This is a genomic window from Pseudomonas sp. MONT-RG-20F-20-E-7-02 (assembly GCF_022662395.1).
Taxonomy (GTDB): domain Bacteria; phylum Pseudomonadota; class Gammaproteobacteria; order Pseudomonadales; family Pseudomonadaceae; genus Aquipseudomonas.
The window spans coordinates 258,547-278,343 of record NZ_JAKNQN010000005.1 but is presented as its reverse complement, the minus strand read 5'-3'; the positions used below and the strand labels follow the sequence as shown (position 1 = coordinate 278,343).

Sequence of the window (19,797 nt, the reverse complement as noted above, 5' to 3'; positions counted from 1 at the left end):
AAACCGAGTTGGCAGGTTTAGGGCCGCTTCGCGCCCCAACGCGGGGCAAGCCCGCTCGCCACAGTAAGCCAGCTCCCACAGAGAGGATCAGTGCCGCTACAGAAACTTCCTACGCGGCCGATAGCCTCTGAATAAGTCCAAGCCTTGTTCAAAGGGAGTTCGCAGCATGTATCGTTGGTTAGCCGAAAAACTGGGGAATGTGAGCGTCAACCGCAAGCTGAGCATTGGCTTTGGCTTGGTGTTGATCCTGACGCTGTTGATCACGTTCACCGGTTGGACCGGCTTGGGCGATGTGATCAGTCGCGGTGACAAGCTGGGCTTTATCTCCAGCCTCAACGGCCTGACCAAAGACCTGCGCCTGGCGCGCCTGGACTTTGAAATGCGGCGCGGCGAACAAGGCACGGATGCGGTCAACGGCCTGATCACCAAACTGGACAGTGGCCTGAAAACCGCCGAGACCCTGATCGAGCAACCCAACGACAACGCCCTGGTCGAGCAACAGCTCGAGGCTTTAGGCCAATACAAGAAGGCCTTTGCCGCCATGGTCCAGGCCGGCCTCAAGCGTGAAGGCGCACGCAGTAAGCTCGGCGACACCGCCGACAACGCCGTCGCCAAAACCAATGAAGTCGAAAAAGCCTTGCTGCAAGGTGACAGCGTCACCCAGTTCAACAGCGTGGTCGACCTGAGCAAGCTGATCCAGCAATCGCGCTTCCAGGTGCGCGGCTACACCTACAGCGGCAAGACCGAAGCCGAGCAACCTGCGCTGGATGCCATCGACAATGCGCTGAAGAAAATAACCGAACTCCAAGGCCAACTGCCTGAGCAGTACCACGCCAACCTGCAAGAAGCCGGCGTGTCGCTGCAGGCCTACCGCGCCGCCGTCAGCCAGTACCGCGACTCCCAGGTCGCCAGCGCTGCGGCCCTGAAAATCATGACCGAGCAAGGCGACATCCTGCTCGGCCACAGCGAAAAACTCACCACCTCGCAGACCGCCGTGCGCGATGCCGATGCGGCGCAAGCCAAGCAGCTGTTGTTGCTGGCCACCGTGCTGGCGCTGATCTTCGGCATGGTCGCCGCCTGGGCCATCACCCGGCAGATTGTCATCCCGTTGAACCAGACCCTCAACGTTGCTGAGCGCGTGGCTTCCGGCGACCTGAGCCACAACCTCAACTCCGCACGCCAGGACGAGTTGGGCCAATTGCAGCGCGCCATGCAAAGCATGACCGTCGGCCTGCGCGAACTGATCGGCGGGATCAGCGATGGCGTCACGCAGATCGCCAGCGCCGCCGAACAACTGTCGGCCGTGACCGAGCAGACCAGCGCCGGGGTCAATAGCCAGAAGGTCGAGACCGACCAGGTGGCCACCGCGATGAATGAAATGGCCGCCACCGTGCAGGAAGTGGCGCGTAACGCCGAAGAAGCCTCCGAAGCCGCCGTGGCCGCTGACCAGCAGGCCCGCGAAGGCGACAAGGTGGTCAGTGAAGCGATCGCCCAGATCGAGCGCCTGGCCACCGAAGTCGGCAACTCAACCGAAGCCATGGGCCATCTCAAACGCGAAAGCGACAAGATCGGCAGCGTGCTCGACGTGATCAAGTCGGTGGCCCAGCAAACCAACCTGCTGGCCCTTAACGCCGCAATTGAGGCCGCGCGTGCCGGTGAAGCCGGGCGTGGCTTTGCGGTGGTGGCCGACGAGGTGCGCAGCCTGGCCCAGCGCACGCAGAAGTCCACCGAAGAGATCGAAGAGCTGATCGTCGGCCTGCAAAGCGGCACCCAGCAGGTGGCGACCATCATGGACAACAGCCGTGGCCTCACCGACAGCAGTGTCGAGCTGACCCGCCGTGCCGGCAGCGCGCTAGGCAATATCACGCGCACCGTCTCGACGATCCAGGCAATGAATTCGCAGATTGCCACCGCCGCCGAGCAGCAAAGTGCGGTGGCCGAAGAGATCAACCGCAGCGTGTTGAATGTGCGCGATGTGTCTGAACAGGCGTCCTCGGCCAGTGAAGAAACCGCCGCCTCCAGCGCCGAACTTGCGCGCCTGGGGATCTACTTGCAGACCCTGGTCGGGCGTTTCCGTATTTGATCCATCCTACGCGGCGGCCAGACCAGGCCGCCGCAACTTGTGAAACGTCCTACGCAGTTATCAGCCCGCCATAACCCCAAATCGATTTAGCGTTTGAGCTGTTGCCAAGCGCGCTCCCTGATTTGGAGGTTCACCATGTTTCGGCTGACCCGCTTGCTGGTCAACGCCAGCGTCCCTGTAAAACTTGCACTGGGTTTCGGCCAAGTGCTGATCTTAAGTGTCCTGATCGCCGCGACGGGCTGGCAAGCCTTGAACGCCGTGCTTTATCGCTCCAACAGCCTGACGACCTTGGCTCAACTGGCGCTGGACGCCGAGACCATGCGTGCGGATCGGATCGTGTACCGCACCCTGACGGACGCCGCCAGCCTGACCAAAATGACCACGCAGATTGAAAAGATCGACCAGCGCCTGGCCGACCTTTCAACGCGTCTGAAAGACCCGGCCGACCTGCAGCGGCTGCAGGAAGCGATACGCTTGGTAGCCAGTTTCAAGGCGGCTGTGGCAGCCTTGCCGCCCTTGGTCGAGCAACGCGAGAGCACCCGCCTCGCGCTCAAGAAATCCGCTCTGCAGGCCAGCGACACCCTGGCGCAATTCGCCAGCGACTTGCCCAACCAGGAGGATGAAAAAGCCCTCGATGCCATCGAAAACCTGCGCCAGGCCATGGAACAGGCGGAGGATCGCGCCCAGAGCCCCGCCTGGGCCGCCGAGTCGCTGCAGGCCTACACCGAGGCACTCAGCCAGACCCTCGGCGCCCTGGACGCGGCACAGACCGCGGTGACCGCGCAACCGGTGGACGCGGCACTGCTCAAGACTGACCTGGCCAACTATCGCGAACAGTTGATCAAGCTCAAGCAAGCTCAGCTCAATATCGAAACCGTGCAAAACCGATTTGAACAACAACTCGATGAGTTGCGCGAGCACAGCCATCGGCTGAGCGAAGGCCAGACCGCCAAGCGTGACAACGAAGCCGAGCAGACCCACAGGCTACTCATCTGCGTCACCGTGGTGGCCTTGTTACTCGGTATTCTGGCCGCGTGGTGGATCACTCGGCAAATAGTCGGCCCGCTGCGAACACTGCTCACGGCCGCGCACCGTGTCGCTGACGGTGACTTGAGCCAGAACACTGCGCAGGACCGCCACGATGAACTGGGCCAGTTGCAGCAAAGCATCGGGCAAATGACCCGCAGCTTGCGCAGCCTGATCAGCGGCATCGGTGACAGCGCGCGGCAGATCGCCAGTGCCGCCACTCAGTTGTCGACCGTCACCGAGCAAACCCGCGCCGGGGTTAACGGCCAGCGCGACGAAACCGATCAAGTGGCCACGGCGATGAATGAAATGCTCGCCACCGCCCAGGAGGTTGCCCGACATGCCGAACAAGCCTCGGTTGCCGCCAATGAAGCCGACCAGCAAGCCAGCGCCGGCGACAAGGTCGTGGTGCAGGCCGTTGAACAGATCGGCCACCTGGCCCATGAGATGGCGCGCTCCAGCCAGTCGATGATTGCCTTGCAGCGCGAAAGCCAAAAAATCAGCGGCGTGCTGGACGTGATCAAGTCAGTGTCCCAGCAGACCAACCTGCTCGCCCTGAACGCCGCCATTGAGGCGGCGCGTGCCGGTACGGCGGGCCGGGGTTTTGCGGTAGTGGCCGATGAGGTGCGCAGCCTTGCCCAGCGCACGCAGGAGTCGGCCGAGGAAATCGAAGGGCTGATTTTGGGGCTGCACACCGGCACCCAGCAGGTGGCCGACATCATGGACGGCAGCCGCGCACTGACTGACCACAGCGTCGAACTGACCCACGATGCGGGGGACGCACTGGCAGCGATTATCCGCACCGTGTCGATCATCCAGGAAATGAACCCACAGATTGCCGCCGCTGCCGAGGAACAAAGCGCGGTGGCCGAGGAAATCAATCGCAGCGTGTTGAAGGTGCGGGATGTGTCGGAACAAACCGCGGCCGCCAGTGAAGAAACAGCGGCCGCGAGTGCTCAGTTGACGAAGTTGAGCCTGGATTTGCAGAACCTGGTCGGCAGATTCAAGCTCTGAGGCTTACAGCACTTGGCGCAAAAACGCCTGGGCGCGCGGGTCTTTGGGGGCGTCGAAGAATTCGGCCGGGGCCGCGTCTTCGAGCAGTTTGCCGTGATCGAAGAACAGCACCCGGTCCGCCACTTCGCGGGCAAAACCCATTTCGTGGGTGACACAGACCATGGTCATGCCTTCCAGGGCCAAAGTCTTCATCACGTCCAGCACTTCGCCGACCATTTCCGGGTCCAGCGCCGAGGTGGGCTCGTCAAACAGCATCACCTTGGGTTCCATCGCCAACGCGCGGGCGATCGCCACACGCTGTTGCTGGCCGCCGGACAAGCGCGAGGGGAACTCATTGGCCTTCTGGGCAATGCCGACCTTTTCCAGCAATGCCAGGGCCTTGGCTTCGCGCTCCTGCTTGCCGCGCTTGCGCACGACTTTTTGCGCCAGGCACAGGTTTTCCAACACGGTCATGTGCGGGAACAGGTTGAAGTGCTGGAACACCATGCCAACTTCACGGCGATAGGCGTTCACGTCGGTTTTCGGGTCAGCCAGTTGCAAGCCGTCGATGCTGACGGAGCCTGAATCGAACTCCTCCAAACCATTCAGGCAACGCAGGAAGGTGGATTTGCCGGAACCCGATGGGCCGATCACCACCAGCACTTCGCCCTTGGCAACTTGAGTGGTGACGTGGTCCACCGCGCGCACCACGTGGCCACGGGTGTCGAAGACTTTTACCAGATCGCGGACTTCAATCACTTTGCGCGAGCCTCCGCTCAAGCCGGCTGGCCATTTTTGACAGCGGCAGGTTGATCAGCAGGTACAGGCCTGCCACACAGAACAGGATTTCAAACGGCGAGAACGAGGTGGTGATCACCTCCCGGCCACTTTTGAGCAGTTCGGTAATCGCGATCACCGACACCAGGGACGTGTCCTTCACCAGGCTGATAAATTGCCCGGCCAGCGGCGGCAGTACGCGTTTGAACGCTTGCGGCAATACCACGTGGCGCATCGACTGGCTGGCACTCAAACCCAACGACCGCGCGGCTTCGTTCTGACCACGGGTGATGGACTGCACACCGGCACGGACGATTTCCGCTACATAGGCACCGGTAAACAGCGACAGCGCGGCGATCCCGGCGAATTCCCGCGACAGGTTGAGCACCGTGCCGATGAAGAAGTAGAAAATGAAAATCTGCACCAATAGCGGCGTACCGCGCACCAGTTCGACGTAGATCGTCGACAGATCGCGCAACGTCGGGTTGCTGGACAGACGGCACAAGCCGGTTGCCAACCCGATCGCCAGGCCAAGAATGCCCGACACCACCGACAGCCACAGCGTGGTCCACAAGCCCCACATCAGCGGCCCGAGTGCCCAGTGCCGGGTCACGCCGACCACATCGCCTTCGGCCACGTCATCGCCACGCGACACTTGCAGGCTGTTGTCGGCCACGGTCAGCTTCTGCTCGGCACCAGCGTCATTACGCAAGGTCACTTCGGCGATGTCGCCTTTGCGCACCAGCTCAACGACGGTGGAGATGTCGGCGGCGCGCTGGGACGTCTCGGCCTGGTAGGCGAAGTACTGCGGCACGCGGTTCCAGCGCCATTCGTAGGACATCAGCGAGGTGGCGTAGTACAACGCGCCAGCCAGGCCAACCAGCACGACCACGGTCAGCAGGTGCCAGGGCCATTGGGCTTTTTTCTGTTTCATTTCAGGTTCCGGGATTGATGTCGCCTGTCAGGCCGTCATCGCAGGCAAGCCAGCTCCCACATTTTTGATCTGCGAACACAGTCAAAGGTGGGAGCTGGCTTGCCTGCGATGGGAGCGACTCGGTATTCAGCCTGGCTTATTCCATGTCCTTGAGCCACTCGGAGCTCTTGAACCACTTGTCATGGATGCGATCGTAGGTGCCGTCGTTGCGGATCTGGTGCAGGAAGTTGTTGATGTAGTTGAGGCTGTCGTAATCGCCTTTTTTCAGGCCAAACGCCAACGGCTCAAAGGTGAAGGGTTCTTCCAGGAACACCAGCTTGCCATTACCGACCTTTTTCTCGGCGACCACGTTGTACGGTGCGTCGTAGACGAAGGCATCAGCCTTGCCGTTGACCACGTCCAGCACACCTTCCTGCTCGTTGTCATAGCCGTGGTATTTGGCTTTGGAGATCAGCTTTTTAGCCACCATCTCACCAGTGGTACCGAGCTTGGAGGTCAGGCGGTATTTCTCGTCATTCAGGTCTTTGTAGGACTTGATGGTGCCTTCCAGGTCCTTGCGAATCAGCAGGGTCTGGCCGACCACGATGAAGGGTTCGCTGAAGTTCAGGCGCAGGTTGCGTTCCTGGGTCAGGGTCATGCCACTGCCGATCAGGTCGAACTTGCCGGTCAGGAAGGCCGGGATGATGCCGTCGTAACCGGTGGACACCAGCTCCAGCTTGACGCCCATGGACTTGGCCAGAGCCTTGAGGATGTCGACTTCGAAACCGATGATTTCACCGCGCTTGTCTGTCATTTCGAACGGCATGTAGGTCGGGTCCATGCCGACTTTCAGCGTGCCGCGCTTGACCGCATCATCGATGGCGCCGGCATGCGCCGCAGTGGCCGCGACCAGCGCGGTGACGCCAAGCATCAGCATCGAAAGATACTTTTTCATCATCAAGTCCCCTGAACGATTCTTGTAAGGTCGGCGCGCAAAAGGGCTGCACCAATTCGGGGTGCGATCCTAACCCACTCATTGCCCGTCACAAAGGTTTCGCGGGTAATTGTTAACGGCGTATGTCGGAAAAGCCCCACAAAAGTGCAAGCAAGCGCACTGATAGACACGTCCGGGCGAGCGCGCGGCAATTCATTGATATGTAAGTAGTTATGACGATCAGTCAATTTCCGCCATCCAGGCGGTGTCCTTGAACCACTTGTCGTGCAGCCGATCGTAGGTGCCATCCTGGGCCACCTGGCTGAGAAAGTGGTTGATCCAGTTAAGGCTGTCGTAATCGCCTTTTTTCAGGCCGAACGCCAGGGGCTCAAAGGTAAACGGCTGCTCCAGCGCCAGCAGTGCGTGGTTCTCCGGCCGGGTCATGGCGATCAGGTTGTAGGGCGCGTCATGAACAAAGGCATCGGCTTTGCCTTCCACCACCCGCCGCACGCCCTCCTCCGGGGTTGCGACACTGCTCAATTGGGCCGCCCCCAAAAAACGTTGTGCGGCGGACTCGCCCGTAGTGCCTTCGGTGGCCACGATCCGGTAACTCGCCTCGTCCAGGTCTTCGATACTGGAGATCTTGCCGGCAAGGCTCGGATGCAACAGCACGGTTTGGCCGACGACAATGAAGGAGTCGCTGAAATTGAGCTTCAGGTTGCGCTCTTGAGTGACCGTCATGCCGCTGCCGATCAGATCGAACTTGTTCGCCATCAACCCCGGCACCAAATCGGTATAGGGCACAGCGACCAGTTCAAGTTCGACGCCCAGGGCGCGGCTCATCGTTTGCAGCAAGTCGATCTCGAAGCCGATGATGCGGCCCTGCTTGTCGGTCATTTCGAAGGGGACATAGACAGGCGTGGTGCCGACTTTAAGCACGCCTCGCCGCACCGCGTCATCAAGCGCGCCGGCGCTCAGCCAGCCTGAATAAATCAAGACGGCAGCGCTGATCAGCCATGCCGCACAATACCTTTTGAACATGAATCCCCCTGTGTTCGAGTCAATTTCGGGGGCGATGCTAACCCAGCCGCAGGCACGACAATACGCCTCGGACAAGGGTCTTTTGTTTCGAAATAACAAGGTGCCAAGGGGATCAGGAAGAGGCGTGAAACGCTGTAGGACCAGCGCTTCAAACGCCCCCGAGGTGAGCCCTCGGGGGCGTCAGAATCAGGCCGGTTGGGCCTGCGACGACAGCGGTTGCAGCGGCAGCAACGGCGCGTGCGGATCAGCTTTGATCGATGCACGCCAAGCGCCAAGCCATTCGGCGTGGCCTTCGCTCCACACCTGCTGGTGCAAGCGAGCCAGAGCTACAGGGTCGCTGAGCAACGCCACGCGCTCGCCATTGTTGAGGCCGGCAGGGCCGACTTTCAACGCATGGCGCACACGCTCCTGGCGCAAGTGCTCGATCGGCTCGGCCTCACGGTGACGCGAGGTCGCCAGGGCACAGGCCAGGGCGTTCTGCTGCGGGTCGACAACCGAACGCACAAACCCGTCATTCAGGGCGTGCCAACGGTTTTCATGGGTGTACTTCTCGGTCGACAGCAGGGCTTGCGGCGGATTGTATTCCTCAGGAATCAGGAACAGGCTCTCATCGCGTGACTTGAGGCCCAGCTTCACGCGGCTGGAAATCACCGACACCGGAATCGACAGCATCAGCGAGCCGACGATCGGAATCAGCCACCACAGGAAGCTCGGGTTCAACCACACCACCAACAGCGCCCACAGGAAGCCGAGCAAGGTTTGCGGGCCGTGGCGCTTGACCGCCTCGCTCCATGGCGTGGAGTCGTCGTCACGTTGCGGCGAGTTCCAGGTCGCAGCCCAGCCAAGGAACGCGGCGAGCACGAAGCGGGTGTGGAAGATCATGCGCACCGGCGCCAGCAGCATGGAGAACAGCATCTCCAGCAGCATCGACAAGGTCACCTTGAACTTGCCACCGAACTCTTTCGCGCCCTTGGCCCAGATCAGGATGATGCTGAGCAATTTGGGCAGGAACAGCAGCACGATGGTGGTGGAGAACAGCGCCACCGCCTTGTCCGGATGCCATTGCGGCCACAGCGGGTACAGCTGGCGTGGCGCCATGAAGTACTGCGGCTCCATCAAGGTGTTCACCGCCAGCAACGCCGTCGACAACACCAGGAAGAAGAACCATAGCGGCGCCGACAAGTAGGACATCACCCCGGTCAGGAACACCGCACGGTGCACCGGGTGCATGCCTTTAACCAGGAACAGGCGGAAGTTCATCAGGTTGCCGTGGCACCAGCGACGGTCACGCTTGAGTTCATCCAGCAGGTTCGGTGGCAATTCTTCGTAACTGCCCGGCAAGTCGTAGGCAATCCACACGCCCCAGCCGGCACGGCGCATCAGCGCAGCTTCAACGAAGTCGTGGGAGAGAATCGCACCGGCAAACGCGCCTTTACCCGGCAACGGCGCCAGGGCGCAGTGCTCGATAAACGGCTTCATGCGGATGATCGCGTTGTGGCCCCAGTAGTGGGATTCACCCAACTGCCAGAAGTGCAGGCCTGCGGTAAACAGCGGGCCGTAGACGCGGGTGGCGAACTGCTGCATGCGTGCATACAGAGTGTCCATGCCCGACGCACGTGGCGCGGTCTGGATAATCCCGGCATCCGGCGTGGCTTCCATCAAGCGCACCAGGCTGGTCAGGCATTCGCCGCTCATCACGCTGTCGGCGTCGAGCACCACCATGTACTTGTAGTCACCGCCCCAACGACGGCAGAAGTCGTCGAGGTTGCCGCTCTTGCGCTTAACGCGACGGCGACGGCGGCGATAGAAGATCTTGCCGAAGCCACCGGCTTCGCGGCACACGTCAAGCCAGGCTTGCTGTTCGGCGATGCAGATATCGGCTTCGTTACTGTCGCTTAGCACGAAGAAATCGAAGCGGTCGAGGTCACCCGTGGCGGCCACCGATTCGAAGGTGGCGCGCAAACCGGCGAATACCCGAGGCACGTCTTCGTTGCAGATCGGCATCACCAGCGCGGTGCGGGCATCTTTTGGAATCGGCTCGTCGCCGGCGCTTTTGCCGGAAATTCGGTACTTATCGTGACCGGTGAGCAGTTCCAGAAAGCCCATCAGCGCGGTCCAGAAACCGGCCGACACCCAGCAGAACAAAATCCCGAACATGATCAGGATGCTGGTTTGCAGGGCGTAAGGCAGTACCTGGGTCGCGGTTTGCAGCAGGGTCTGGTTGCGAATCTCGTCGAAGTCGACCAGCGACCAGCCCTGGTACGGCATGATGCCTTTCATGTACCAGCCGGCGACGATGGTCTGGCCGAGCATCAAGATCAGCAGGATGTAGCGACGGATCGAACCGACGGTACGCCAGCGCGCGGCCGGCAGTACACGTTCGTCTTTGGGCGGTTTCGGCGGGTTGGTGCGACCGGTCATCCGGCGCCAACCGCGCACCAGGATGTTGGTGCGCCAAGGCTCGGGCACGACTTTGGTCCGACGAATCGGCGGCGTGGCCTTCAGGCACACCCGGCCACTGGCGTCGAGCGCGAGCATTTCCGCGTCTTGCAGTTCTTCGGCGGTGTTGAGGGTCAGCCGACGGCCAACCGAGGCTTGGGCAGCGTCGGTCGGGGCATCGAAAGTCGCCGACGACAAGCGTTCGTGCAACTCGCTGAAGGACGTGCAGCCCGCCAGTTCGGCGCGCTGCTCTGCGGTCATCGGGAGGTGCGCCAGGTACTCGGACAGAGTCTCTGGCGTGGCTTGAGAATTACTCATCGGCAGGCAACTGATAGCTCCAGGTTTCGGTCAGGACTTGTTCTGTCTTGCTCGGCTCCGGATTAGAGAGTGACGTGGCCGGGGCAGCGTCTGGCTGCTTGGCTTCCTTGTCCTTGGCATCTTTCGCGTCTTTAGCGTCTTTCGCTTCTTTCGCGTCCTTCTTGGCCTGTTTCTCGTGTTGCTTGGCCAGGAGTTTGTCGGCCTTGATCACTTGGGTCGAAGCCTTTTCAGGCTCTGGCTGCGGAATATCCTGGACCAGGGCCGCACGCATTTCGGTCGGCTTGCCTGCGTCTTTGATCTTCATGCGCAGGGTCAGGCGCCAGCCTTTGGTGTGTTCGTTGTAGCGCACGCTGTTTTCAACGATTTCAGCGTTGTCGCCCACGCTCACCTGGCTGCGCACCGGGGCATCCGGCGGCAGAGCTTTAAGGGACGGACCCTCGAAGTCCACCAGGTAAGCCACGCTGCCGTCCGGCTGGCGGATCAGGTTGGATTGCTTCACGTCACCGGTGGAGCGCAGCGTCTGCTTGACCCAGGCACTGTCGGCCGGGTGCAGGGCTTTTTCGTCCATGGTCCAGTGCAGGCGGTAGCTGATGTCCAGCGGTTCGCCGACTTTCGGCAACTCGGCCGGGCTCCAGAACGCAACGATGTTGTCGTTGGTTTCATCGGCGGTCGGAATCTCCACCAGGTCGACGGAACCCTTGCCCCAGTCGCCTTCAGGCTCGATCCAGGCGCTTGGGCGCTTGTCGTAGTTGTCGTCGAGGTCTTCGTAGTGGCTGAAGTCGCGACCGCGTTGCAGCAGACCGAAACCGCGCGGGTTTTCGATGGTGAAGTTGCTGACCGACAGGTGTTTAGGGTTGTTCAGAGGGCGCCAGATCCACTCGCCGTTGCCGGCATGGATCGACAGACCGCTGGAATCATGCAGCTCACGACGGTAGTTGAGCACCTTCGACGGCTGGTTCGCGCCGAACAGGAACATGCTGGTCAGCGGGGCAACGCCCAGCTTGCTGACCTTGTCGCGCAGGAACATCTGCGATTTGACGTCGACAATGGTGTCGGTGCCAGGGCGCAGGGTCAGGCGATAAGCGCCGGTGGCGCGTGGCGAATCCAGCAGGGCGAAGATCACCAACTGCTTTTCACCCGGTTTTGGACGTTCGACCCAGAACTCGGTGAAACGCGGGAATTCTTCACCGGACGGCAATGCCGTGTCGATCGCCATGCCACGGGCAGACAGGCCATACGACTGGCCCTTGCCGACGACGCGGAAGTAACTCGCGCCGAGCATGGTCATGATTTCGTCTTGCTTGTCGTCTTTGTTGATCGGGTAAAGCACACGGAAACCGGCATAACCCAGTTGTTCGGTGGACTTTGGATCGTATTTCACGTCACCGAAATCGAAACGCGTCGGGTCGTATTTGATTTCATGAACGCTGTCGGCGGTGACTTCGTTGATTTTCACCGGCGTGTCGAAGTGCATGCCCTGGTGATAGAAGGACAGCTTGAAGGGCGTGTTCTGATCGGCCCACTCGGCTTTTTCGTTGCGGAAACGAATCTTCTGATAGTCGGCGAATTTCATTTCGCGAAATTCGTTCGGCAGATTGCTGCGCGGAGCTTCGTATTTCTGCCCGGCCAGCTCTTTTGCCTTGGCCGACACATCATCCAGACTGAATGCCCACAGTTGACCCGCGCCGAACAGGCAAAACAGGGCGGAGCCCGTTACCAGTGCGTTTCGTAACCGTTTGGCAGACAATTTTGGTGCATTACAGGGACTAACAATCACGAGCAACCCTCGCCGAAAACAGATCAAAAAACCAACGGCCAGCTATCTATATGCCAGGTTGGCGAGCATTGTTCCGACTCCCCTGGGTCAAAATGATTCCCCAGTGGCCGTCGGACAAGTCTCTACCTAAGTCAAAAATGGACCAAACAACGCTGATCCCCGTAGCGCGCGATTATCTAGTAGCCAGCGAAACAACGCATTAGGGACAACGAACTATTTGTAGCGAAACCCTGCGTTTTTAGGCATTAAAGTCGTTTTTAATACATTCATGTCTGTAAGAGGAAGGTCACAGGGCCATCATTGACCAAATGCACCTGCATATCAGCGCCAAAACGCCCTGACGCCACCTTGCCATGCAATTGTTGCGCTTGTAACAACAAGTGATCAAATAGCGCCGCTCCCAGGGCCGGTGGGGCCGCCGTGGAGAAGCTCGGCCGCAGCCCGCTTTTGGTATCCGCCGCCAGGGTGAACTGCGAAACCAGCAGCAAACCGCCGCCGATATCCTTTAAAGACAAGTTCATCTTGCCCTCATCGTCGCTGAACACTCGGTAGTTAAGCAGCTTGTGAAGGAGTTTGTCGGCACTCTCGGGCGTATCTGAAGGCTCGACGGCCACCAGCACCAGCAAACCCTGGTCAATCGAACCGACAACGTCGCCCGCCACCTCGACCCGGGCGCCACGCACCCGTTGCAACAGGCCCTTCATGCTTCTTCTGGCGGCAAATCAAGCAGGCGCCGTGCCATCTCGCCGGTCGCACGTACCAAGGCATCGGTAATGCCGGGCTCGGACGCCGCGTGCCCCGCCTCGCGAATCACCTGCAGCTCACTGTTGGGCCACGCCTGATGCAGCTCCCAGGCATTGTCCAGCGGGCAGATCATATCGTAGCGGCCGTGAATGATGACACCCGGCAGATGGGCGATCTTGTGCATATCGCGAATCAGCTGGTTGGGCTCCATGAAGGAGTTGTTGGTGAAGTAGTGGCACTCGATACGCGCGATGGACAGCGCGCGCTGCGGCTCGGAAAAACGCTCGACGTGCTGCGGGCTCGGGCACAGGCCCAACATGCGGCCTTCCCAGCCGGACCAGGCTTTGGCCGCGTGCATCTGGGCGATCTGGTCGTTGCCGGTCAGGCGCTTGTGGTAGGCGGCGACCATGTCGTGGCGCTCGTCCGCCGGGATTGGGGCGAGGTAGTCCTGCCAGTAATCCGGGAACATGCGGCTCGCGCCTTCCTGGTAGAACCAATGAATGTCCTGCGGCCGGGCCAGGAAAATACCGCGCAGGATCAAGCCATGCACACGCTCGGGGTGGGTTTGCGCGTAGGCCAACGACAGGGTCGAGCCCCAGGAGCCACCGAACAGCACCCATTTGTCGATGCCCAGGTGTTCGCGGATGCGCTCAAGGTCGGCGACCAGGTCCCAGGTGGTGTTGTTTTCCAGGCTCGCGCGAGGTGTGGAGCGCCCGCAGCCACGCTGGTCGAATGTGACAATGCGGTACAGGTTCGGATCAAAGTAGCAGCGGCTCTGGGCGTCACATCCGGAGCCAGGGCCACCGTGGATAAAGACGACAGGCAAGCCTTCGGGGGTGCCGCTTTCATCGACGTACAGCGTGTGGGTGTCATCGACTGCCAGATCGTGCCGGGCGTAGGGTTTGATCTGCGGGTACCAAGTCTGCATTGCGCGCTCCGTAGGGTGTCGGGTTCATCCCTGAGGGGACGTCTATTATTCTTGCCGTCTGGCATCATAAACCCGAATTGTGCAATGAGCATGTCCTTGAGCACTTAGACCTGTGTCAGCTGTTCGCTCCCCAGGTAAGACAGCAGGTAGTCGTACAGCCGATCCACCTCCGGCGCCTGGCCGCGCGCGCGCAAACAGCCATGGACCAAACCTTTGCCGGGATACAGCACGGCCTCGACGCCCGCTGCTTGCAGACGTTCAGCATACAACCTGCCGTCATCGCGCAGCGGGTCGAACTGGGCCACGGCGATCAGGGCCTTGGGCAAACCGCTGAAATCCTCGGCCAATAGCGGCATGGCATAGGCCGAAGGCTCGCCGCCGCCCAACAGGTAGAGCGCCAGGTAGCAGTCGGTATCGGCACTGCTAAGCAGCGGCGCGTCCATGCAATCGCGACGCGACGGCAAATCGGCCGGCCCACCCAAACCGGGGTAGATCAGGACCTGGGCCTGAGGCAGCGGCTGGCCGTCGTCGCGCAGGCCCAGGCACAACGCCGCCGCCAGATTGCCACCGGCGCTGTCGCCCATCACCACCAGACGCTGCAAGTTGATGGCGTGCGGCCCCTGCCCGGCCTGAATTGCCTGCCAGACAGCGCGGCAATCTTCGTACGCCGCCGGGAATGGATGTTCCGGCGCCAGGCGGTAGTCGATGGCGATCACCAGCACCTGCAGGGCGCTGGCCAGTTCGAAGCAGATGAAGTCATGGGAATCCAGCCCGCCGACCACCCAACCGCCGCCGTGCATATAAAGGAGGCATGGCCAGCCGTGCGCTGGAGTGGCCGTTGCAGGTTGATAGCAGCGAACCTTCACCCCGCCGAGCGCGGCGTCCGAGACTTGCAGGCCTTCGGGCTGCGACGGCGTGAACGCCTGGCACATGCGGTCGTAATTCTGGCGCAAGCCGGCCAGCGATGAGTCTTCGCTGGTGAAGGATTCGGTTTTGGTGACGAAGGCCGCAAGCTGCGAAGAAATCGGATACATGCGCAAATATCCCTAATCGAAGTAGATCAAGTGTGGGAGCTGGCTTGCCTGCGATAGCGGGGTGTCAGCCACCGAATGAATACCTGATACACCGCCATCGCGGGCAAGCCCGCTCCCACATTGGCTTTGTATTGCTTGAACTACCTGAGGCTGGCCTGGACGGCCGCGACACCATCGCTGCCATCAAACGCGTTAACCCCCGCCAGCCAACGCTGCAAATCCTGCGGATGGTCGCGCAGCCATTGCTTGGCGACGTCCTGCGGCGACTGGCGCTCCATGATCGGCACCATCAACTGGCTTTCCTGGGCGGCGGTGAAGGTCAGGTTTGTCAGCAGCCGATTGGCGTTGGGGCAACGCTCGGCGAAGTCCGGCGCGGTGACGGTGGAAACGGTAGCCCGGCCTTCATCGGCACCGAACACATCTTCACTGCCGGTGAGGTAGGTCATTTTCAGGTTGATGTTCATCGGGTGCGGGGTCCAACCGACAAACACCACGAACTCCTTGCGATTCACCGCACGCTGCACGGCCGCGAGCATGCCCGCTTCACCGGAGGCGACCAGCTTGAAGCCGCCCAGGCCGAAGTGGTTGGTGTCGATCATTTTCTGGATATCGGTGTTCGCGCCGCTGCCGGGCTCGATGCCGTAGATTTTGCCGCCCAGTTTGTCCTTGAAGCGCGCAATGTCAGCAAAGGTTTTCAAGCCGGCGTCGGCCACGTATTGCGGCACGGCCAGGGTGGCTTGGGCGTCAGAGAGGCTGGGTGTGTCGAAGACCTTGACCTGTTTGGCGGCCAGAAACGGGGCAATGTTGTTGTCCATCGCCGGTTTCCAGTAGCCAAGGAAGATATCCAGGCGCTTGTCGCGAATGCCGGCAAAGATGATCTGCTGCACGGCGCTGGTCTGCTTGCTGTCGTAGCCCAGGCCGTTGAGCAGCACGTCGGCCATGCCGGAAGTGGCGATGACGTCGGTCCAGCTGACCACGCCCATGCGCACCGCTTTGCACGAGGCCGGCTCAGCGGCCATGGCCTGCGCACTGAGCAGCGCGGCGCCGGTGAGGGTCAACAGGTAACGGTTGAACAGTCTTTTCATGAAAGAGGTCTCACTCGGCAGCTTTATTGTGGGGAGTGGCGTCTGACGCGCCCTGTCCACAACCTTACCCAGCGGGATGTCTGTTAACACGACCTGTGGCGACCGGCAGTTGCACTGCGGCGACCGTCAGGGCCTCATCGCAGGCAAGCCAGCTCCCACCTTGAAACGCAGTCCAACTGTGGGAGCTGGCTTGCCTGCGATAGCAATGTCAGCCGTAACGCCTTTGCCCCCAGGTTAACAACCCTTCCAGCAACTGCCTCAACACCACCCGCGTCGGCTCGGCCAAATCCGGCCGGTAACGGAACGGCTCAAACTCTTCCATATACGCGCTCTGGCACAGCTCCAGCTGCACGGCATGGATGTCCTGCGCCGGGTCGCCGTAATGCCGGGTGATATGCCCGCCCTTGAAACGCCCGTTGAGCACATGGGTGTATTGCGGATGCGCAGCGCAGATGGCATCCAGTTGGCTGGCCAGCTCCGGGTCGCAGGCGGCGCCGTTGAAGGTGCCGAGGTTGAAGTCCGGCAGCTTGCCTTCAAACAAGTGCGGTATCACCGAGCGGATCGAGTGCGCATCAAACAGCAGCGCGTAGCCGAACTCGGCCTTGAGCCGCGCCAGTTCTTCTTGCAGGGCACGGTGGTACGGGCCCCAGATCTTTTGCAGGTAAGTGGCGCGCTCTTCCTGGGACGGCGCCAACCCTTCGCGGAACAACGGCACGCCGTCGAACAAGGTCGCCGGGTACAGGCCGGTGGTGGCGCCGACGTACAGCGGCTTATCGTCCGCAGGCCGGTTCAGGTCGATAACAAACCGTGAATACTCGGCCGACAGCGTGCTGGCCCCCAGCTCCTCAGCAAAGTCATACAGCGTTGGGATGTGCCAGTCGGTGTCCGGCAGACTTTGTGCCTCGGGGATCAACCCGGCCTCGACCGCAGGCGTCAGACGCAGGCCGGCGTGAGGCATGCTGATCAGCAGCGGTACGCGGCCTTGTTTGAAGTTCAGAACCTTATCCACAAAAAAGTACTCCTCAAACAGTGACATCGACGCCGTGGCGCACGACGCGTTTATCCAGTTCGCCGCCCAGCCAGTAGGCCAGGTCGGCGGGGCGATCAATCTGCCAGGCGACAAAGTCGGCGACCTTGCCCACCTCCAGCGAGCCGTGGGTATCGCCCATGCCCAGCGCGGTGGCCGCATGCTGCGTGGCGCCGGCCAGGGCTTCTTCCGGGGTCATGCGGAACAAGGTGCACGCCATGTTCAGCATCAGGCGCACCGACAACGCCGGCGAGGTGCCGGGGTTGAGGTCGCTGGCGATGGCGATTTTCACGCCGTGTTTGCGCAGGGCGTCCATTGGCGGCAACTGGGTTTCACGCAGGAAGTAAAACGCGCCCGGCAGCAATACGGCGACGGTGCCGGCAGCGGACATGGCGATGGCGTCTTCTTCGGTCATGAATTCCAGGTGGTCCGCCGACAGCGCGTGGTAACGCGCAGCGAGGCTGGAGCCGTGCAGCGACGACAACTGCTCGGCGTGCAGCTTCACCGGCAGGCCCAGTTGCTGGGCAACCTTGAACACGCGCTCCACCTGCTCGGTGGAAAACGCCAGGTATTCGCAGAACGCGTCCACCGCGTCCACCAGCCCTTCTGCGGCCAGGGCCGGCAGCATCTCGGTGCAGATGTGCTCGATGTAGTCGTCGGCGCGGTCCTTGTACTCCGGCGGCAACGCATGCGCCGCCAGGCACGTGGCGCGCACGCTGACCGGCAACGCTTCGCCGAGGCGCCGCGCGACCCGCAACATCTTGCGCTCGTTGACCAGGTCCAGGCCGTAGCCGGATTTGATCTCCACCGTGGTCACGCCGTCACGCAACAAGCTGCGCAGGCGCTTGTGGGCGCTGGCAAACAGTTCATCTTCGGACGCGGCGCGGGTGGCGCGCACGGTGCTGGCAATACCACCACCCTTGGCGGCGATTTCGGCGTAGCTCACGCCTTCAAGGCGTTGCTCGAATTCGCCGCTGCGATTGCCGCCGAACACCGTGTGCGTATGGCAGTCGATCAGCCCGGGGGTGACCCACGCGCCTTGCAGGTCATGCACCTGGGCGTAATCCGCCGGTGGCACTTGGCTGCGGGGGCCGACCCACTCAATGAGCGGGCCTGCGGTGACCATGGCGGCATCCTCGATGATCGAGTATTTGCCGCCTGCCATGGTTGCGACGTGGCAGTGTTGCCAAAGCGTTTTCATCAACGCCTCCCTAAGTTAACGATGAGACAAAGCCGGGTCGTAATGGACCTTGGCCGCTTGCCCGGCAGCAGGTTTGACCCACAGCAGATAGGCGACAACCAGCAGCACGATCCACACGGCGCCGACAAGCAAAGCGGCCTGGGTGTCCGGGAAGTAACCCAGCACGCCAAACACGAACAGCATGAACACGATGGCCGCCGCGGGCGCATACGGCCAGAACGGCACCGGGAATTTCAGCTCGGCGACCTGTTCTTTGGTCATCGAACGGCGCATGGCAACTTGAGTGAACAGAATCATCAGCCACACCCACACCGTGGCGAAGGTGGCAATTGAGGCGATCAGCAGGAACACGTTTTCCGGGATCAGGTAGTTGAGCATCACGCCACCAAGCAGCGCTGCGCCCATCACCACCACGGTCATCCACGGCACGCCTTGCTTGGACAGCTGGGCAAAACCCTTGGGCGCCTGCCCTTGCTGGGCCAGGCCGTACATCATGCGTCCGGCGCCGAAGATGTCGCTGTTGATGGCCGAGACGGCCGCCGAGATCACCACGATATTGAGGATGGTCGCCGCCGAGCCAATGCCCAGGTTGCTGAAGATCTGCACGAACGGGCTGCCTTGGCTGCCTATCTGTGGCCACGGGTAGATCGCCATCAACACGAACAGGGTCAGCACGTAGAACAACAGGATGCGCAGCGGCACCGCGTTGATGGCCTTGGGGATCACCCGTTGCGGGTCTTTGGCTTCACCGGCGGTGATGCCGATGATTTCGATGCCGCCGAAGGCAAACATCACCACCGCAAACGAGGCGATCAGGCCGCCAATGCCGTTAGGCATGAAGCCGCCGTGAGCCCACAGGTTGCTGAGGCCGCTGGCCTGGGTTTCACCGGCCGAATGGATGCCGAACAGCATGATGCCGAAGCCGCCGAGGATCATCGCCACAATGGCGCCGACCTTGAGCAGTGACAGCCAGAACTCCATCTCGCCAAACACTTTGACGTTGCACAGGTTCAGGCCGCCGATCAAAAACACGATGCCGAGCACCCACACCCAGCGCGCCACGTCGGGAAACCAGAAGCCCATGTAGATACCGAATGCAGTGACGTCGGCGAGGCAGACGATGATCATTTCAAAGGCGTAGGTCCAGCCGAGGACAAACCCGGCCATTGGGCCCAGGTAGGTGCTGGCGTACTGGCCAAAGGAGCCGGACACCGGGTTGTGCACGGCCATTTCGCCGAGGGCGCGCATCACCATGAATACCGCGGCGCCGCCGATCAGGTAGGCGAGCAGCACGGCAGGCCCGGCCATCTGGATCGCCGAGGCAGAGCCGTAGAACAACCCGGTGCCAATCGCGGAACCGAGTGCCATGAAGCGAATATGTCGGGCGCTGAGCCCGCGTTTCAAACCCTTTTCTTGCTGGTGCATTTCTCGTCCCTATTATTCTTATGAGGAGAAGATCGTTCCCACCTGTGGGAGC

General features: G+C 61.2%; 15 protein-coding genes. 2 read left to right on the top strand and 13 right to left on the bottom strand.

All coding sequences use genetic code 11. The annotated features are described in order from the left end of the window. Positions 1–166: 166 nt before the first annotated feature. Positions 167–2,083 (top strand): methyl-accepting chemotaxis protein, encoded by a 1,917-nt coding sequence (locus L8I05_RS16950; RefSeq protein ID WP_242170388.1) that lies wholly within the window; start codon positions 167–169, stop codon positions 2,081–2,083. A gap of 135 nt (positions 2,084–2,218) precedes the next feature. After that, a complete protein-coding gene (locus tag L8I05_RS16945) occupies positions 2,219–4,123 on the top strand; it encodes a methyl-accepting chemotaxis protein (RefSeq protein ID WP_242170386.1) in 1,905 nt (634 codons plus the stop codon). A 3-nt stretch (positions 4,124–4,126) separates the two neighbouring features. Here the strand turns inward: L8I05_RS16945 and L8I05_RS16940 are convergent, their stop codons facing one another. The 13 genes from L8I05_RS16940 to L8I05_RS16880 all read right to left on the bottom strand — a co-directional run bounded on the left by L8I05_RS16940 (position 4,127) and on the right by L8I05_RS16880 (position 19,745). Beyond that, positions 4,127–4,861, bottom strand: a complete 735-nt coding sequence (locus L8I05_RS16940) for an amino acid ABC transporter ATP-binding protein (RefSeq protein WP_057724449.1) — start codon at positions 4,859–4,861, stop codon at positions 4,127–4,129. Continuing rightward, positions 4,854–5,813 (bottom strand): amino acid ABC transporter permease, encoded by a 960-nt coding sequence (locus L8I05_RS16935; protein ID WP_197625902.1) that lies wholly within the window; start codon positions 5,811–5,813, stop codon positions 4,854–4,856. Before L8I05_RS16935 ends, L8I05_RS16940 begins: the two co-directional genes overlap by 8 nt. Before the next feature lie 136 nt (positions 5,814–5,949). Continuing rightward, positions 5,950–6,747: a transporter substrate-binding domain-containing protein gene (locus tag L8I05_RS16930; protein WP_242170383.1), complete on the bottom strand. Its 798-nt coding sequence runs from the start codon at positions 6,745–6,747 to the stop codon at positions 5,950–5,952. A gap of 219 nt (positions 6,748–6,966) precedes the next feature. Further along, entirely contained in the window at positions 6,967–7,767 is an 801-nt protein-coding gene (locus tag L8I05_RS16925; RefSeq protein ID WP_242170379.1) for a transporter substrate-binding domain-containing protein, read from the bottom strand. A gap of 186 nt (positions 7,768–7,953) precedes the next feature. Continuing rightward, positions 7,954–10,524, bottom strand: coding sequence for a glucans biosynthesis glucosyltransferase MdoH (gene mdoH / locus L8I05_RS16920; protein ID WP_177017278.1), 2,571 nt, complete (start codon positions 10,522–10,524; stop codon positions 7,954–7,956). Beyond that, positions 10,517–12,301 (bottom strand): glucan biosynthesis protein G, encoded by a 1,785-nt coding sequence (locus tag L8I05_RS16915; RefSeq protein ID WP_347341220.1) that lies wholly within the window; start codon positions 12,299–12,301, stop codon positions 10,517–10,519. Before L8I05_RS16915 ends, mdoH begins: the two co-directional genes overlap by 8 nt. A gap of 266 nt (positions 12,302–12,567) precedes the next feature. Beyond that, on the bottom strand, positions 12,568–13,005 hold the full coding sequence (gene dtd / locus L8I05_RS16910; RefSeq protein ID WP_242170376.1) for a D-aminoacyl-tRNA deacylase: 438 nt from the start codon (positions 13,003–13,005) through the stop codon (positions 12,568–12,570). Next, positions 13,002–13,973: a prolyl aminopeptidase gene (pip, locus tag L8I05_RS16905; protein ID WP_159953755.1), complete on the bottom strand. Its 972-nt coding sequence runs from the start codon at positions 13,971–13,973 to the stop codon at positions 13,002–13,004. The genes dtd and pip overlap by 4 nt, the downstream gene beginning before the upstream one ends. 104 nt (positions 13,974–14,077) lie before the next feature. Then, complete coding sequence (locus tag L8I05_RS16900; RefSeq protein WP_242170373.1) at positions 14,078–15,007, bottom strand: alpha/beta hydrolase; 930 nt, start codon at positions 15,005–15,007, stop codon at positions 14,078–14,080. Positions 15,008–15,147: 140 nt separating this feature from the next. Beyond that, positions 15,148–16,092, bottom strand: a complete 945-nt coding sequence (locus tag L8I05_RS16895; protein ID WP_242170370.1) for a choline ABC transporter substrate-binding protein — start codon at positions 16,090–16,092, stop codon at positions 15,148–15,150. A gap of 208 nt (positions 16,093–16,300) precedes the next feature. Beyond that, complete coding sequence (gene hutG / locus L8I05_RS16890) at positions 16,301–17,101, bottom strand: N-formylglutamate deformylase (RefSeq protein WP_242170367.1); 801 nt, start codon at positions 17,099–17,101, stop codon at positions 16,301–16,303. 13 nt (positions 17,102–17,114) lie between these two features. Further along, on the bottom strand, positions 17,115–18,320 hold the full coding sequence (gene hutI, locus L8I05_RS16885) for an imidazolonepropionase (RefSeq protein ID WP_242170364.1): 1,206 nt from the start codon (positions 18,318–18,320) through the stop codon (positions 17,115–17,117). Between the two features lie 15 nt (positions 18,321–18,335). Next, complete coding sequence (locus L8I05_RS16880) at positions 18,336–19,745, bottom strand: amino acid permease (protein WP_242170361.1); 1,410 nt, start codon at positions 19,743–19,745, stop codon at positions 18,336–18,338. Positions 19,746–19,797 lie beyond the last annotated feature (52 nt).

Excerpts from the sequence above, each read along its gene's own strand:
- L8I05_RS16950 (WP_242170388.1), top strand. The coding sequence starts at position 167 with ATGTATCGTTGGTTAGCCGAAAAACTGGGGAATGTGAGCGTCAACCGC.
- L8I05_RS16945 (WP_242170386.1), top strand. The coding sequence starts at position 2,219 with ATGTTTCGGCTGACCCGCTTGCTGGTCAACGCCAGCGTCCCTGTAAAA.
- L8I05_RS16935 (WP_197625902.1), bottom strand. The coding sequence starts at position 5,813 with ATGAAACAGAAAAAAGCCCAATGGCCCTGGCACCTGCTGACCGTGGTC.
- L8I05_RS16930 (WP_242170383.1), bottom strand. The coding sequence starts at position 6,747 with ATGAAAAAGTATCTTTCGATGCTGATGCTTGGCGTCACCGCGCTGGTC.
- L8I05_RS16925 (WP_242170379.1), bottom strand. The coding sequence starts at position 7,767 with ATGTTCAAAAGGTATTGTGCGGCATGGCTGATCAGCGCTGCCGTCTTG.
- mdoH (WP_177017278.1), bottom strand. The coding sequence starts at position 10,524 with ATGAGTAATTCTCAAGCCACGCCAGAGACTCTGTCCGAGTACCTGGCG.
- dtd (WP_242170376.1), bottom strand. The coding sequence starts at position 13,005 with ATGAAGGGCCTGTTGCAACGGGTGCGTGGCGCCCGGGTCGAGGTGGCG.
- pip (WP_159953755.1), bottom strand. The coding sequence starts at position 13,973 with ATGCAGACTTGGTACCCGCAGATCAAACCCTACGCCCGGCACGATCTG.
- L8I05_RS16900 (WP_242170373.1), bottom strand. The coding sequence starts at position 15,007 with ATGTATCCGATTTCTTCGCAGCTTGCGGCCTTCGTCACCAAAACCGAA.
- L8I05_RS16895 (WP_242170370.1), bottom strand. The coding sequence starts at position 16,092 with ATGAAAAGACTGTTCAACCGTTACCTGTTGACCCTCACCGGCGCCGCG.
- hutI (WP_242170364.1), bottom strand. The coding sequence starts at position 18,320 with ATGAAAACGCTTTGGCAACACTGCCACGTCGCAACCATGGCAGGCGGC.
- L8I05_RS16880 (WP_242170361.1), bottom strand. The coding sequence starts at position 19,745 with ATGCACCAGCAAGAAAAGGGTTTGAAACGCGGGCTCAGCGCCCGACAT.